Genomic DNA, 14,512 nt, shown 5'->3' on the forward strand with positions numbered 1-14,512 from the left:
AGGTGCCAACTGACGGCTCGCAAGCCTCGCCGAAGGCGCACCTTGACCGCTCGCAAACGTCGCCGAAGGCGCCCATCCGAGGGGCGGACGTCTCGATGACCGCCGAGATCGAGGAGCGCGGCGCGGTCTTCCGCGCCGACGGGGTCGCACGCGACCTCTTCGGGCTCCTCGCCGAGTCGGGCGTCAACTGGATCCGTCTGCGCCTGTGGGTCGATCCGCGCGACGAGCACGGCGAGCCCTACATGGGCGGCACCAACGACCTGGAGACGACGATCGCGCTGGCGCGCCGCGCCAAGGCCGCCGGCCAGAGGCTCCTGGTCGACCTGCACTACTCCGACTTCTGGACCGACCCGAAGAAGCAGTCCACGCCCAAGGCGTGGCGCGGCTTCAAGGGCGCCGAGCTCCAAGCGCGCGTGCACGACTGGACCGCCGAGGTCCTCGCGGCCCTCGCGGCGGCGGACGCGTCCCCGGACATGGTGCAGGTCGGCAACGAGATCACCAACGGGATGCTCTGGCCCGAAGGCAGGACGCCCAGGTTCATCGACGCCGAACGGCGCTTCGAGGGCGAGGACGAGGCGGCCTGGGACCGGCTCGCGGGCCTGCTGCGGGCCGGTGCCGCCGCCGTGCGCGAGGCCGGCCCCGAGGTGATGATCCACCTCGACTTCGGCGGCGCGAACGAGCTCTACCGGGGCTGGTTCGACCGGATGACCGCCCGCGGGCTCGACTTCGACGTGATCGGCCTGTCGTACTACCCGTACTGGCACGGCACGCTGCAGGACCTGGGGGAGAACCTGAACGACATCGCGGCCCGCTACGGCCGGGAGGTCGTGGTCGTCGAGACCGCGTACGCCTGGACCGGCGATCAGCCCCAGGGCCACCACCAGGTCTTCAAGCCGGAGCTGGCCGAGGCCTGCGCCCATCCCGTCTCGCCGGAGGGGCAGGCCGCGTTCCTGCGCGACCTGTACGCCACCGTCGCGGCCGTCCCCGAGGGCCGGGGCCTCGGCCTCGTCTACTGGGAACCCGCGTGGCTGCCGGTCGACGGCACCACCTGGGCCTCGCGCGCCGGCATGGAGTACGGCGACGACGTCGTCGACGAGGCCGGCAACTCGTGGGCGAACCAGGCCCTCTTCGACTTCGAGGGCGAGGCGCTGCCGTCGCTCAAGGCGCTCGGCGGGGCATGAACCGATCACGAAATCGATTGGCCGCAACACATGGAGCCTCATCGCACGACATGTCCCGGCCGGGAGGCCGCCGTCCCCTTGGGCGGCCTCCCGGGCACTCCGGACCGGTCGGCGGCCCGCGGACCGGGCCGCCGGGCGAGGGGAGCGATAATCGAGTGAGACACAAGGGAGAGCTGAGCAACTTGGCACGGAAACGACCGACGATCCACGACGTGGCGGACGCCGCGGGCGTCTCCCGCGGCACGGTCTCCCGCGTCCTCAACGGCAAGTCGAACGTCTCGCTGTCGGCGGAGACGGCGGTGCGGCGGGCGGTCGCGGAGACCGGCTACGTCGTGAACCGGGCCGCGCGGAGCCTCAAGACCAGCCGGACGGGCTCCATCGTCATGGTCCTGTCGGAACCGCAGGAGCGCCTGTTCGAGGACCCGAACTTCTCGGTGCTCATGCGCGTGGCGACGAACCAGCTCGCCGAGCGCGACATGTCGCTGGTGCTCATGATCGCCGGCGACGACGGCGGTCGCGACCGGGTCGCCCGCTACCTGCGCGGCGGCCACGCCGACGGGGCGCTGCTGATCTCGGCCCACGCGGGCGACCCGCTGCTGGAGGAGATCGAGCGCGCCGGCGTCCCGGCGGTCGCCTGCGGTGCGGTGCTCGGCCGCGAGTCGGTGATCCCGTACGCGGCCGCGGACGAGCGCGGCGGCGCCCGGGCCATGACGGAGTACCTGGTCGAACAGGGCCGCAAGAAGATCGGCATGATCACCGGTCCGCTCGACACGCCCGGCGGCTCGCTGCGCCTCGAGGGCTTCACGAGCGTGCTGGGCCGCAAGGCCGGCAAGCAGATGATCGTCCACGGGGACTACACGCAGGCCGGCGGCGAGGCCGCGATGCGCAAGCTCCTCGACACGGTCCCCGACCTGGACGCGGTGTTCGTCGCCTCCGACCTCATGGCCGCCGGGGCGCTCCAGGCGCTGCACGCGGCCGGTCGCCGGGTCCCCGACGACGTGGCCGTGGGCGGCTTCGACGACTCGGCGATCGCCTCGGCGACCCGCCCGGCCCTGACCACGGTCCGCCAGCCCCTCGCCAAGGTGGCCGAGGAGACGGTCCGGATCCTCATCGCCCTGCTGGACGACGAGGGGGTCGAGCCGGCCGTGCTTCCGACGGAACTGGTCATCCGCGACAGCGCCTGAGGCCTGGCGCCGTGCGGGCTGCGGCCGCCGCCGCACCGAGGATCATCGCCCCGGCGAAGCCGCCGCAGGCTCCGGCCGTGCAGGGGCCCCGGACTCCTGGGTGCACCCCGCGAGGAGCACGAGCGTTCCCGTCGCCGGGTCGAATTCCCCCCGGCGCCGTCCGACCGCGCGGCGTGGTCCGGTACGGGAGCGTGCGCACACCTCACCGGGCACGGACGTGCTTGAGGAGCTGCGCGTGCGCGTACTCGCAGACCACGGCGTGGCGGTAGACCGCGTGCGGCACGTCGGTGTTCGAATCGGCCCGGATCGACAGGTCCCCGTTCTGCCATCGCAGGAAGGTCGGATCGCCCGTGATCTCGGCGAGGATCGCGAGGATCGAGTCGTCGAAGCGCATGGAGTGCACGGCCCGGCGGTACTCGTCGGGTGTCAGACACGCCGCGAACGGCAGGTTCATCAGGCACAGGGCCGTCTGTACGTCCAGGCGCATCAGCCGGAACCGGTGCGGCTCGGGGTCCAGAGGCGGCACGTCGAGGTCCGAATAGTCCAGGGGACCGACCCTGGTCATGTCGATCGCCGCGAGCACCTCGTAGACGTTGACGTCGTGCTCGATCACCGCCCGGTCGCCGAGTCCGGCGAGGGCCGCCGGCCGCAGGGCCACCGGTTCGATCCCGGTGGCGGTGTTGCGGACGATGAAGTTGAGCAGGTTCGTCTCGATCACGAAGTGGCGGATGAGGAGTTCGACCGCGAGCGGTGAGACGAAGCGGCGCAGGAACCACAGGCACAGCCGGTCCATGAGCCGGTGCGCGGTCCACCGGACGGGGGTGAGCCGCTTGAGGACCACGATGACGACGGCGAGGACCCGCGAGACCGGCCGCGCCACCGGGTAGAGCCAGGTGCGGGTCCACCCGCGCTGGTCGTCGGTGACCATGCGGGCGACCTCGGGTTCCAGCGGCATCGCGGGGTCGGCGATCATCGAGGCCCAGATCGGGGGGTCGGCCAGTGTCTTCTCAGACATGGTCGAGCTCTTCGAGTTGCAGCGCGTACAACCGGGCGACGACTTTGGCGGTCTTGACGATCGCGTCGGCCGCCTCGGCGTCGACACGGGGCGAGGACAGGATGGCCTGGAGTTTCGCGAAGTGGTCGTCGTCGGCCTCGCCGTGGTAGGCGAGGAACGAGACCTGGTCGTCCCGCAGCCCCAGCAGCTCCTTGAACCGCGCGGCCCAACCGGCGGCCTTGCCGGTGCCCAGGCCCTCGATGACGAACATCGCGCCGAGCAGGCCGATCGGGTCGGGTCCGCTCGCGGAGTGGAACATGTACGCCGACAGCGCCTCCGAGCCGATGTTCTTCTCGCCGGAGCGGATGTCCTCGATCGAGCCGCCGCAGGCGGCGTAGTCGCGTTCGATCATCATGAAGTCGCGGTGCTCCTCGGCGGCGTGGGCGATCGCGGCGCTGCGCAGGTCGAACAGGTCGACCGAGAAGTTCGACGCGGCCCGGGAGATCCACCGGGCCCCGTCGGCGACCTGCTGGCGCAGGTTGAACAGCAGCCGCCGGTAGTCCTCGATCGTGGCGGCGCCCTCGGCCAGGCGCCGCATCACCGGCACCTGGTCGAGCCGCCGCTCGAAGTCCTGCCAGACCGCGTCCAAGCGGGCGTGCACGTCCGCACCGGTCGGCACGGTGGCCGCGACGGACTCGGGCGCGGCCGCCGGAGCCGCGACCGGCCTCGACACGGCCGGCTCGGCGTCCACGCAGGTCAAGTGCGCGAACGCGAACGAGAACCGGCCCGATTCGGGGACGGCCAGGAGGACCGTCTGGCCGGGCTCGAACCGCCCGGTCCGCCAGCATTCCTCCAACGCGATGAAGATCGAGGCCGCGCCGGTGTTCCCGCGGGTCTCCAGGTTCGAGAACCACCGCTCCGTGTCGACGGCCGCGCCCGAGGCGGCCAGCCGGTCGAAGACGATGTCGCGGAACGCGTTCGTCGAGTAGTGGCACAGCACGTGGTCGAGCCGCTCGAGGTCGATCAGACCTTCCCGGGCGAGCCGGGCGAACTCCTGCAGCCCGGCATCGGCCAGCGCCGGCAGGGCGCTCGTGTCCTGGCGCAGCAGCATCATCCCCGCCTGCTCGGCGGCCGCGGCGCTGCCGAGGTCCTGCCAGGTCCGCCCGGCGGCGGGAACGGGATCCCCGGCCATGCCGGCCCGCATGCACACCGGGTGCTCGTGCGCGAGCGAGACGGTGCGCACCCAGTCCACGCGCAGCGACGGCCGGTCGGGCCGCGGCCGCGCCTCCACCAGGACCGCCCCGGCGCCGTCGGAGAGCATCCACCGCAGGAAGTGCGCGTCGCCGTCGCCCCCGCCGACGCCGCCGAAGTGGGAGCCGCGCAGCCACCGGCTCGACAGCTCGCTGCCGACCACGGCCGCGCGCCGACGGTCGCCCAGGCGCACCTTGGCGACGGCCGCGTCGAGCGCGGCGAGCCCGGAGGCGCAGACCCCGCCGGCCGAGAGCAACTGCATCGGGCCGCCGCCCAAGCGTCCGTGCACCATGGACGCGAACCCGGGCACCAGCAGGTCGCCCTGGGTCGTCGCGGTGGCGAGCATGTCGAGATCGGCCGCCCCGACGCCGCGGTCGCCCAGGGCGCCGCGCAGCGCGTTGGCGGCGAGCTCCTCGTTCAGCTCCGTGGTGCGGCCCTGCGCGTCGAGGGCATAGTGGCGCTTGGCGATCCCGTTGGCGGCCAGGACGCGGCGGCGCAGCCGGTCGCCGCGTTCGTCGACCCCGCCCAGGAGCGCCGCGATCTCGTCGTTGCCGACCGGAGGACCGGGAAGGTACGCCCCGGCGGCGGTGATGAAAGCGTTCATGCCTTCATTGGACCGCGCCTCGCGTTGTCGCGCATCGGCGCTTCTACTCAAAACCGCGGCCGAAAGTACTCAACGTCACCGGTTCAGTCGCCGTCGATGCCCTGTTCGATCGCGTATCGCACCAATTGGGACCGGTTGTGCAACTGCAGCTTGGACAGGATGTGCTGCACGTGGTTCTGCACCGTCCGCTGCGACAGGACCAGCCGCTCGGCGATCTCCCGGTAGGTCAGGCCCTTCGCGACCAGCCGCAGCACCTCGGTCTCCCGCGCCGACAGGTCCGGGCGCTCGGCCCCGCCCGCGTTCGCGAGGCGCCGGTACTCGCCGAGCACCAGTCCCGCCAGCCCGGGCGTGAACACCGCGTCGCCCGCCGCGACCCGCTCGACCGCCTCCGCGAGCTCGGCCGCCGACGCCGACTTCACCAGGTACCCCCGCGCCCCGGCCTTGATCGCCTCGAGCACATCGGACGATTCGCCGCTCGCCGAGAGGACCAGCACCGCCGTCGGGCAGTCCTCGCCCAGCCCCTGCAGCACCGCCACCCCGGACCGGTCCGGCAGCTGCAGGTCGAGGATCGCCACCTCCGGCCGCAGCTCGCGGATCGCCGTGAGCGCCGCCCGGCCTTCACCGACGGCGGCGAGCACCCGGTGGCCCGCCTCCTGGAGGTCGCGGGCGATCGCCTCCCGCCAGATCGGGTGGTCATCGACCACGATCAGGGTGGCCATCGGCGCCTCCTCGTTCAGTGCGCGGGCGCGGCACCCGCAACTCGACTTCCGTGCCCCACCCGGGGGACGAGACGACCGCGACGCTCCCGCCCAGCGCCCGGATCCGGCCCTCGATGGACTGCGCCACCCCCAGCCGGCCCTCCGCGGCGGCCTCCGCCAGCCGGCCCGGCGCGATCCCCGGACCGTCGTCGCGCACGCTCACCTGGACCGCGTCGCCGTCGTCCTCCACCAGCAGCCAGATCCTCGTCTCCTCCGGGCAGTGCTCCCGCACATTGTCGACCGCGCTCGCCACGGCCGCCGCCACCTCGCGGGCCGTCGCCGCGGGCAGCCGCACCGGCGTCGCCGGGGCCGACACGGTCACCGACGCGTCGGCGTGCCGCCCCACGAGGTCGCGCAGGTCGCGCCGGCCGTCGAGCGGATGCCGGTACGCCTCCGACCAGATGAGCGCCCGCAGCGCCTCCTCTTGGCGGCCCGCCAGCCGGCCGAGCTCTTCGGCCTCGCCGCCGATCTCGTGGCCGCGCCGCTGGACGAACGCCAGCACCTGCAGCACCGAGTCGTGGATGTCGCGGGCGAGGCGCTCGCGTTCGCGCGCGGCGGCGGTGCGCTCGGTCGCCTGCCGCGTCCGCTCCTCCGCCTCCACGCCCAACCGCACCAGATGCCCCACGGTGAAACCCGTGAGCACCAGCAGCGCCGCCTCGTTGACCGTGTTCTCGTTGATGCCGCCCCGGAACACCATCCCGAACACCGCGATCACGCCGCCGGCGACCGCGCCGCTGCGCCGCCCCCACGCCGCGCCCCAGGCGAGCACGACCCCGGCCAGCCACGGCCCCAGCGAGATCGGCACCGACCGATCGGCCACGTCCAGCGCCCATGCCGAAGCCGCCACCGCCACCGCCGTCACCGCGAGGTCCGCGTAGACGACCCGGTCCTCGTACCCCCGCCGGGTGTACCGGTAGCTGACCGCCCCGGTCCATCCGATCAGGACGGCCACCAGCAGCGCCGCCCAGACCGGCCGCACCAGCGCCTCGAACGCCAGCGCCCCCAGCAGTACCGGATAACCCAAGGCGGCGAACCGGAACACCGCGATCGCCCGCCGCAGCTGCGTCTGCATGCCCATCCGTGCATCCTCCCAGCCGCTCCGGACGCGATCCGCCCCCGCGTCCTCAAGCCTTCCGGACCGGATAGATCAGGTGCAGCACCCGGTCGCCCTCGATCACCCGCGGATTGTCCAGCATCATCGGCGCCCCCTCGAAGCCGCCGAAATACCGCTTCCCGGAGCCGAGCAGCACCGGCACCACGTTGCAGTGCAGCTCGTCCACGACACCGGCCCGGATCGCCTGATCGCCCGTGACGCCCGCCGCCACCGAGACGTCCCCGTCCCCGGCGAACTCGCGCGCCCGCTCCACCGCCGCGGCCACGCCCTCGGTGACGAACGTGAACGGCGCCGTGGCCGCGTGCTCCCACCCGCTCGGCGGCTCGTGGGTGACGACGAAGGCGTGCTCGCCGGCCGGCGGCACGCCCTCCCAGCCGTTCGCGAGGTCGAAGACGTGCCGGCCCACCACGGCCGCCCGGACGGCGCTCAGCTCCCGCTGGAGGTAGCCGGCGCTGGCGGGGCTCACGTGGGACGTCCATTTGGGATCGCCGGCGACGACCTCGATCTCGCCGTTGCCGTACCAGTCGAAGAGCGGGCCGACGCTGTCGTACTCGTCGGCGATGAAGCCGTCGAGGGAGACCGTGGCGTCGACGAATACCTTGCCCATGGTGCTGACCTCCTCATTGCGGGCGCCGCGTTCGCGGTCGCCGGAGGTAAGGATGACCCGGTGGGCGCCGGCGCCTCGCCCCGGGGCCCTCAGCCGTGCGTCGGTCCGGCCGCGGCCTCGGCGCGCGTCGGAGCGGCCGTGCCCGCGGCGCGGCGTCGGCGCGCCCAGCGGATCGGGAGGACGATCGCGGCCGCGACCACGGCGGCGAGCGGCAGGAACGGCAGGAGCACCCCGACGACGACCGAGAGGCCGACGAGCAGTCCCACCGCCGCGGAGAAGCCGACGCCGAGACCGTCCGAGAAGCTGTCCGGAGCCTTGGCGGCCCCGGTTCCGGATTCCTTCGCGGACGGCTGGTACACGTTGAACTCGACGGTCGACAGGGCCACCCGGTCCTCCAAGCCGTTCAACTGCGACTGGAGCGACGCCAGTTCGCCCTCGCGTTCGGCGAGTTCGGCCTCCAGCTCCAGGATGGCGTTCACCGACGTGGCCTCGGCGAGCAGGCCTCGGACGCGGTCGACGCTGGCGCTCTTGGTCGCGATGTGCGCGGCGAGGTCCACTGCGGCCTCGGTGACGTCCTCGGTGGAGACCGACCGGTACAGCTCCTCGTCGCCGAGCGCCGCGAGTCCTTCCATGGCCTCGCTGAAGTGCTCGGAGGGGATGCGCAGGATCAGGTGCGCCCGGTCGTATCCGCCTTCGTCGCCCGCCTTGCGGTCGCGTTCGTCGGCCGTCACGAATCCGCCGAAGGACTCGGCGAGGTCCCAGGCCGCCTCGGCGACCGCTTCGGGGTCGGCGTCCTGCACGCTCAGGGCGGCCTCGTAGATGACGGCCCGATCGGCGGTCTCGACCTGGGCGGGCGGTGTCCCGCCCTCAGCTTCGACGTCGGCGGCTTCGGGGGCGGCGTGCTCGTCCAGGTCGGCGGGCTCGGCGCCGCCGCTGGAGGCGTTGTCGCCGTTCGCGCTGCAGCCGAACAGGAGCAGTGAGGCCGCGGCGAGCGCGGCTGTGTATCTGAGGAGTCGCATGGGGAGCCTCGCAGGGGTGTCGGTGCGTCAGGTCGGCCGGGCGCCGCCCGGTGTCGCCAATGGTGTGCGCTCCGTATCACGAATCGACTGCGGGAGCCTATCGATCGAGCGGGAACGTCCACCGGCGTCACTATGACGCCCGCCGGCCCCGAAGCGTTCCCGCCGCCCGTGCGATCGGCGCGCCGAGGAGGATCGGCGGGAAGCGGTGCAGCGGCTCGAGACTGTTGCAATATACTTGCAATAGCGGGATGGCCGTATGACTCGTGATAGGGCACCGCCCCCCACCGTCGGCGGCGATCGGTGGCACACCCGAAGGAGACCCATTGGCGGACCAGGAGACACCGGCGACCGGACACGGGCCGGAGGCCGCCGGCGCGAACGGCCGGGCGCGCCCGATCGTCCGCTACGGCGACCCCGTGCTGCACCGGCCCTGCACACCGGTGGAGGCCTTCGACGCCGCGCTGGCGGAACTCGTCGAGGACATGTTCGCGAGCATGTACGCGGCCGACGGCGTCGGCTTGGCGGCCAATCAGATCGGTGTGGACGCGCGTGTCTTCGTGCTCGACTGCGAGGACGCCGACGGCGAGCGCACCGTGGCGGCGGTCGTGAACCCCGTGCTGATCCTGCCGCCCCCGCCGCGCGAGCTCATGGTCGGGGACGAGGGCTGCCTGTCGGTGCCCGGCGCGTTCGAGGACACCCCGCGGGCGGCCACGGCCGCGGTCGAGGGCTTCGACGTCCACGGCGATCCGATCACCGTCGCCGGCACCGGGACCCTCGCCCGCTGCCTCCAGCACGAGTACGACCATCTCGACGGCACGGTCTACGTGGACCGGCTGCCGAAGAAGGCCCGCAACCGGGCCCTCGCCGAGGCCGGCCTGCGCTGAGAGCCGAGTGCCGCCCCCCGCCGGCATCATCGACCGCGTGACCTACGAAGCGCTCAAACAGGACCTGCGCCGCGCCTACGACGCCGAGGCCGACGCCCGCGAGACCATGGACGACGCCCCCTGGAAGGCCGCGGAGCGCGCCCGCTTCGCCGGCCACCTGCGTGCCGCGGGGGCGTCGCGCCTGCTCGAGAGCGGCGCCGGGCACGGGATCAGCGGCCGGTACTTCGCGGACGAGGGTTTCGCGGTCGCCTGCGTCGACCTCTCACCCGAGCTGGTGGCGCGCTGCCGTGCGAAGGGTCTCGACGCCCAGGTCATGGACTTCGGGGCGTTGGCGTTCGCGGACGCCGCCTTCGACGCGGTGTTCGGCATGAACTGCCTGCTGCACGTGCCCAAGGCCGAACTCGGGCGGGTGCTCGCCGAGGTCCGCCGCGTCCTGGTCCCCGGCGGCCTCTGCTACTGGGGCCAGTACGGCGGCCTGGAGTTCGAAGGCGTCTGGGACGCCGACCGCTACGAGCCCAAGCGGTTCTTCTCGTTCTTCACCGCCGAGCGGATCCAGGCCGCCGCGGCCGAGCACTTCGCGGTCGTCGAGGCGAACATCGTCGCCCTGGACGGCCACATCGACGAATACCAGGGGCTCGTCCTGCGCCGGCCCTGAGCTCCGAGGGCCGGCCGAACCCCCGCGTCCGCTCTATCCTCAGCCTCAAACCGCCTCGCGGCCGAGCCGAGGCGCGGACCGGGGGGCGAGTCGTTGTCGACCGAGCAGCACCAGATCACCGAACTCATCGCCACAGGCAGCGACGGGCGCATGTACGCGACCGAGCCGGAGCGGCTGCGCCGCCTCGTCCGCTCCGAACTCGCCCGCGCCTCCCGCCTCTCCCCGCCCGAACTGCGGCAGGCCGGCGTCGGGCTCATCGCCCTCGGCGAGTACACACGGGCGCAGCGGGTCCTCGCCGAGGCCCTCGACCGCGCGGACACGCCCCACCGGCGGGTGGCCGCCCTCGTCAACCTCGGCGACGCCCACCGCTACCCCGGCGGGCTCGCCGAAGCCGAACCGCTCTACCGCGAGGCCATCGCGCTCGCCCGGGCCGAGTGCCCCGGCGCGCTCCACTTCGCCTTGCAGCACTACGGCAAGCACCTCATCGACGCCCGCAGGCCGCACCGCGCCGTCGAGGTCCTCACCGACGTCCTCGCGATGCGCCGACGGCTCGGGGACCCCGCCCTCGTCGCCTCGACCGAGGAGGCGCTCAGCGCCGCCCGAGCGGCGGTCGGCGAGCGTACGATCTGACGGGCTTGCCCACTGACCGTCTTTCTCCCGAAGGAGTGCCATGGCGACGAACGAACCAGCCGTCCGCACCGGAGACCCCGCAGCGCACGCCTCCGGCCTCGCCCGGCTCGCCGGGATGCTCCGCGCCGAAGCCGCCAACGGCCTGTTCTGGGGCACCGACCCCGACGAGGAGGCCCGGCTGCTGCGACTGCGGGAACTCGCGGCGGCGCTGCTCGCCGAGGTCGACCCCCGGCCCTTCGACGCGATCCTCCGGATCTTCGAGGCCGACTCGGGCCTGCGCACCCCCATGCCCGGCATCGAGTTCCGCGTCGACTGCGCCGACGGGACGCGGATCGTGCGCCGCCGACGCCTGCGCTCGCGCACACTCGGCCAGTGCCTGGACGCGACCGCCGCCGCCCTCGGCGGCGCCGTCCCCTCCGAGCCGGTCGGCATCGCCGACACCGACCTCGCGGGCCTGCCGTGCCCGCACACCTACCTGCTCGTCTACGAATTCGCCACGGCGCTCGACGCCGACGCGGTCGAGCAGGTGCTCGAACCGGGCGACCCCGACCTCGACGGCGACGTCCCGAGCCTGGCCCCGGCGTCGAGCGCGGTCGTCCCGGACAACGGCCCGCTGCCCGTCTCCCCGGCCGCCCATGCCCTCCTCGACGCCGTCGCCGCGCTCGCCAAGGAGTCGCTCGCGTCGGTCAGGAACGTCTACGAGGTCGAACGCCAGCACCGCATCGCCGGCCTCTGCGAGCGCGCCGTGCCGACCGAGCTCGACTATCCGCGCCTCGACTGCGGCGACCTCGCCGCCCCCGGCGTCGCCACGGGCGCTGACACGGCGATCTTCGACGACGAGGGCCGTCTGCTCGTCATCAAGCGGACCGACACCGGCCAGTGGGCGATGCCCGGCGGCGCGGCCGAAGTGGGCGAGTCCGTCGGCCTGGCCGCGGTCCGCGAGGCCTTCGAGGAGACCGGCCTGGACGTCGAGCTGACCGGCCTGGTCGTGGCGTTCGACAAGCGGGACACCGATCTCGGCGACTCCCGCATGCCGATGATCATGAGCTTCGCCGCCCGCGCGCTCGATCCCGACCAGCCGCTGCGCCTCGCGGAACTCGAGGCCTCCGACGCCCGCTGGATCACCAGGGCCGAAGCCGCCGAAGCGGATCTCTTCCGCGGCCACGAGCTGCGAGTCCCGATCGCCTTCGCCCGCAACGCCGTCGAGCGATAAGCAGAACGGCCCGGTCCGCGGTGGCGGACCGGGCCGGAAGGCGCCGTTCGCTATGCGCTCGTCACGGCCGCGCGGGTCCTGTCACGACGGCCCGGTGCGGGGGCACTGATCACCGGGGGACGCGACGGGCCCGGGGGCCGGGAGAACCCGGACCGCCGGTCACCAGATCCAGTCGTCGCACGACTCCGCGACGGCGGTCTCGGCCTCGGCCTCCTCGGTCGAGTCGGGCGCCGTCGAGTAGAACCACTTGAGGTCGTCGAGGCAGGCCCGCATGGACTCGGCTTCGGCGGCGGCGGCCTCCGCCGCCTCCAGGCCCTCCAACTGCGTCTCGGCGGCGGCGAGGTCCTCTTCGAGCTGCGAGATCTGCGAGTCGCGGTCGCTGAGGCGCGCTTCGGCGTCCTCGAGGTCCCCGCTGGTCTTCAGCCACATCGCCAGTCCCAGGACGGCGCCGGCCAGTCCGATCACCATCACCACGGCGAGCACCGGGACCAGCGGCGACCGGCGGGGACCGGACGGGGGCGGCTGGGGGAGCATCTGGGTCGCGTAGCCCGGCTGCGAGGGCTGGGTCGGGATCGGGGTGGGCTGCTGCGGCGGGTAACCCGCTCCGGCCGGCTGCTGGGGCGGCTGCGGCGAGTACGCGGGCGGGACGCTCTGGGGCCGCTGCGGTTCGGGCTGCTCGCCGAAGTTGTAGTGCGGGGGCGGGTTGTAGGTCATGATGGGCTCCTTCAAGGGGAGGTGGTCGTCGTCCAAGGTAAGGGGGCCGTGCGAATCGACGGGGCCCTTCCAGTCTGACGCCACCGACCGGGGACCGGTCCCACCCGTGATGCAACTGTTGCACAAGAGGCTGACAGCGGCGGGCGCGGTCGCCCACGCCCGCCGTCACCGGTGTGCGGTCACGCCGCCTTCAGGGTCCCGCCGTCGATCACGTGGTCGGCGCCGTGGATGTTCGCCGCCCGCTCCGAGAGCAGGAACGCCACCAGGTCGGCCACCTCCTCGGGCTCGCCGATGCGGCCCGAGGCGATCCCGAACTGGTCGGGGATCGACGCGAGCAGATCGGCGTGCGCCACGCCGAACGCCTCGGCCACCTTGCCGCCGAAACGCGCCTCGTCCCGCCACAGCGGCGAGCCGATGACGCCGGGGGAGACGGTGTTGACCCGCAGCCCCTGTGAGGCGAACTCTTCGCTGAGCCGCTTGCCGAACATCGTCAGCGCGGCCTTGGCCTCCGCGTATCCCACCGGCGCGCCGGCGGGCGTCCGGCCGTTGACCGAGGAGACGTTCACGATCGCGCCGCGCCGCTCGAGGAGGCTCGGCAGGGCCGCCCGCGTGGTCCGCATCGCGCTCAGGAAGTTGAGTTCGAGCATCGTCTGCCACTGCTCCTCGGCGATGTCGAGGAACCCGCCGAGGCGCAACCGGTCGACGTCGCCGCCGCCCACGTTGTTCACCAGCAGGTCGATCCCGCCGACCTCCCGGAGGGCCTCGTCCACGACCGCGACCGCGCCTTCGCGGGTCGAGAGGTCGGCGCTGACCGTGGCCGCGGCGACCTTCTCCAGCTCGGGGGTGATCGTGCGGGCGGCGCCGACGACCCGTACGCCCTCGGCGGCGAGGGTCTGGGCGACGGCCAGGCCGATGCCCCGGCTGGCGCCGGTGACGAGGGCGGTCTTGCCGTTGAGTCCGAGTTCCATGGGTGTGCCTTTCATCTGTTTTCTTGAACTTGAGGTCAAAAATTTGGTCGAGAAAAACGCCCTCCGACGAGGGCGCCGTGATGGGACAGGCCGGTCAGAAGCCCGCCAAGGCCGTGTCGATGATCTCGCGCAGCACCGGGCCCTCGTGGGTCCGGGCCATGACGCGCAGTCCGACGATGGTGTTCATCAGGAAGTGCGCCTGGGCCTCCGCGTCGACGCCGGGGTCGACGTCGCCCTCGCGCTGGCCCCGGCGGAGGCGCTCGGCGAGGAGCCGGATCGTCTCGTCGGTCATGCGCTTGACCGCACGGGTGGCCTCGGCGTCCTTCCCGCCCAGCTCGAGAGCGGTGTTGGCCGCCAGGCAGCCGCGCGGCGCCGGGGCCTCCAAGTCGACCTCGACCAGGAACACCAGGTAGGCGCGGATGCGCTCCTTGGCGGTGCCCGGTTCGTTCAGGTACGCCTCCGTCAGTTCGGAGCCGGCCTGCCCGTACAGGTCCAGGGCCTTGCCGAACAGCTCGCGCTTGGAGCCGAACGCGTGATACAGGCTGCCCTTGCCGACGCCGGTGGCTTCGGCGAGGTCGGCGGGGGAGGTCGCCCCGTAGCCCTTGGTCCAGAACGTCTCCATCGCCTGCGCGACGACCACGTCCGGTTCGAAGTTCTTCGGCCTGCCCATGAACGCAACGCTACCCCATTCTTGACTCGAAGGTCAAGAAAGGGGCGGAATTTTTCTCATCGAATA

15 protein-coding genes are annotated in these 14,512 nt (G+C 72.8%); 6 read left to right on the forward strand and 9 right to left on the reverse strand.

Translation table 11 applies throughout. The features are described from left to right. Positions 1-2: 2 nt before the first annotated feature. Positions 3-1,181 (forward strand): arabinogalactan endo-beta-1,4-galactanase, encoded by a 1,179-nt coding sequence (locus K3N28_RS08305; protein WP_374209721.1) that lies wholly within the window; start codon positions 3-5, stop codon positions 1,179-1,181. 182 nt (positions 1,182-1,363) lie between these two features. Next, a complete protein-coding gene (locus K3N28_RS08310; RefSeq protein ID WP_228092025.1) occupies positions 1,364-2,365 on the forward strand; it encodes a LacI family DNA-binding transcriptional regulator in 1,002 nt (333 codons plus the stop codon). A 202-nt stretch (positions 2,366-2,567) separates the two neighbouring features. On the opposite strand, the gene K3N28_RS08315 is transcribed toward K3N28_RS08310, so the two are convergent. The 6 genes from K3N28_RS08315 to K3N28_RS08340 form a co-directional block, all read right to left on the reverse strand. Then, positions 2,568-3,380: a hypothetical protein gene (locus K3N28_RS08315; protein ID WP_228092026.1), complete on the reverse strand. Its 813-nt coding sequence runs from the start codon at positions 3,378-3,380 to the stop codon at positions 2,568-2,570. Further along, positions 3,373-5,214, reverse strand: a complete 1,842-nt coding sequence (locus K3N28_RS08320) for a 3-oxoacyl-[acyl-carrier-protein] synthase III C-terminal domain-containing protein (RefSeq protein WP_228092027.1) — start codon at positions 5,212-5,214, stop codon at positions 3,373-3,375. Before K3N28_RS08320 ends, K3N28_RS08315 begins: the two co-directional genes overlap by 8 nt. Positions 5,215-5,297: 83 nt before the next feature. Next, complete coding sequence (locus tag K3N28_RS08325; RefSeq protein ID WP_228092028.1) at positions 5,298-5,933, reverse strand: response regulator transcription factor; 636 nt, start codon at positions 5,931-5,933, stop codon at positions 5,298-5,300. Next, a complete protein-coding gene (macS, locus tag K3N28_RS08330) occupies positions 5,908-7,050 on the reverse strand; it encodes a MacS family sensor histidine kinase (protein ID WP_228092029.1) in 1,143 nt (380 codons plus the stop codon). Before macS ends, K3N28_RS08325 begins: the two co-directional genes overlap by 26 nt. 46 nt (positions 7,051-7,096) lie before the next feature. Next, complete coding sequence (locus tag K3N28_RS08335) at positions 7,097-7,693, reverse strand: dihydrofolate reductase family protein (protein ID WP_228092030.1); 597 nt, start codon at positions 7,691-7,693, stop codon at positions 7,097-7,099. Between the two features lie 89 nt (positions 7,694-7,782). Beyond that, positions 7,783-8,712: a DUF4349 domain-containing protein gene (locus K3N28_RS08340; RefSeq protein WP_228092031.1), complete on the reverse strand. Its 930-nt coding sequence runs from the start codon at positions 8,710-8,712 to the stop codon at positions 7,783-7,785. Between the two features lie 323 nt (positions 8,713-9,035). Between K3N28_RS08340 and def the strand changes: the two genes are divergently transcribed. The 4 genes from def to K3N28_RS08360 all read left to right on the forward strand — a co-directional run bounded on the left by def (position 9,036) and on the right by K3N28_RS08360 (position 12,094). After that, positions 9,036-9,596 carry a peptide deformylase gene (gene def, locus K3N28_RS08345; RefSeq protein WP_228092032.1) on the forward strand — a complete coding sequence of 187 codons (561 nt, stop codon included), beginning with the start codon at positions 9,036-9,038 and terminating at the stop codon, positions 9,594-9,596. Between the two features lie 37 nt (positions 9,597-9,633). Continuing rightward, positions 9,634-10,251, forward strand: a complete 618-nt coding sequence (locus tag K3N28_RS08350; RefSeq protein WP_228092033.1) for a class I SAM-dependent methyltransferase — start codon at positions 9,634-9,636, stop codon at positions 10,249-10,251. 93 nt (positions 10,252-10,344) lie between these two features. Beyond that, a complete protein-coding gene (locus K3N28_RS08355; RefSeq protein WP_228092034.1) occupies positions 10,345-10,881 on the forward strand; it encodes a tetratricopeptide repeat protein in 537 nt (178 codons plus the stop codon). Between the two features lie 40 nt (positions 10,882-10,921). Then, on the forward strand, positions 10,922-12,094 hold the full coding sequence (locus K3N28_RS08360; protein ID WP_228092035.1) for an NUDIX hydrolase: 1,173 nt from the start codon (positions 10,922-10,924) through the stop codon (positions 12,092-12,094). A 159-nt stretch (positions 12,095-12,253) separates the two neighbouring features. Here the strand turns inward: K3N28_RS08360 and K3N28_RS08365 are convergent, their stop codons facing one another. From K3N28_RS08365 to K3N28_RS08375, 3 genes are all read right to left on the reverse strand, one after another. Next, positions 12,254-12,808: a hypothetical protein gene (locus tag K3N28_RS08365; protein ID WP_228092036.1), complete on the reverse strand. Its 555-nt coding sequence runs from the start codon at positions 12,806-12,808 to the stop codon at positions 12,254-12,256. Positions 12,809-12,987: 179 nt separating this feature from the next. Continuing rightward, on the reverse strand, positions 12,988-13,776 hold the full coding sequence (locus tag K3N28_RS08370) for an oxidoreductase (RefSeq protein ID WP_228092037.1): 789 nt from the start codon (positions 13,774-13,776) through the stop codon (positions 12,988-12,990). 94 nt (positions 13,777-13,870) lie between these two features. Further along, positions 13,871-14,446, reverse strand: coding sequence for a TetR/AcrR family transcriptional regulator (locus K3N28_RS08375; RefSeq protein WP_228092038.1), 576 nt, complete (start codon positions 14,444-14,446; stop codon positions 13,871-13,873). Positions 14,447-14,512 lie beyond the last annotated feature (66 nt).

Origin of the sequence: Glycomyces sp. TRM65418 (genome assembly GCF_019710475.1) — a bacterium.
Lineage (GTDB): Bacteria > Actinomycetota > Actinomycetes > Mycobacteriales > Micromonosporaceae > Glycomyces.

Bases quoted from the DNA above. Each gene is read 5' to 3' on its own strand.
- K3N28_RS08360 (WP_228092035.1), top strand. From the start codon at position 10,922: ATGGCGACGAACGAACCAGCCGTCCGCACCGGAGACCCCGCAGCGCAC.
- K3N28_RS08340 (WP_228092031.1), bottom strand. From the start codon at position 8,712: ATGCGACTCCTCAGATACACAGCCGCGCTCGCCGCGGCCTCACTGCTC.
- macS (WP_228092029.1), bottom strand. From the start codon at position 7,050: ATGGGCATGCAGACGCAGCTGCGGCGGGCGATCGCGGTGTTCCGGTTC.
- K3N28_RS08335 (WP_228092030.1), bottom strand. From the start codon at position 7,693: ATGGGCAAGGTATTCGTCGACGCCACGGTCTCCCTCGACGGCTTCATC.
- K3N28_RS08315 (WP_228092026.1), bottom strand. From the start codon at position 3,380: ATGTCTGAGAAGACACTGGCCGACCCCCCGATCTGGGCCTCGATGATC.
- K3N28_RS08375 (WP_228092038.1), bottom strand. From the start codon at position 14,446: ATGGGCAGGCCGAAGAACTTCGAACCGGACGTGGTCGTCGCGCAGGCG.
- K3N28_RS08365 (WP_228092036.1), bottom strand. From the start codon at position 12,808: ATGACCTACAACCCGCCCCCGCACTACAACTTCGGCGAGCAGCCCGAA.
- K3N28_RS08325 (WP_228092028.1), bottom strand. From the start codon at position 5,933: ATGGCCACCCTGATCGTGGTCGATGACCACCCGATCTGGCGGGAGGCG.
- K3N28_RS08370 (WP_228092037.1), bottom strand. From the start codon at position 13,776: ATGGAACTCGGACTCAACGGCAAGACCGCCCTCGTCACCGGCGCCAGC.
- K3N28_RS08320 (WP_228092027.1), bottom strand. From the start codon at position 5,214: ATGAACGCTTTCATCACCGCCGCCGGGGCGTACCTTCCCGGTCCTCCG.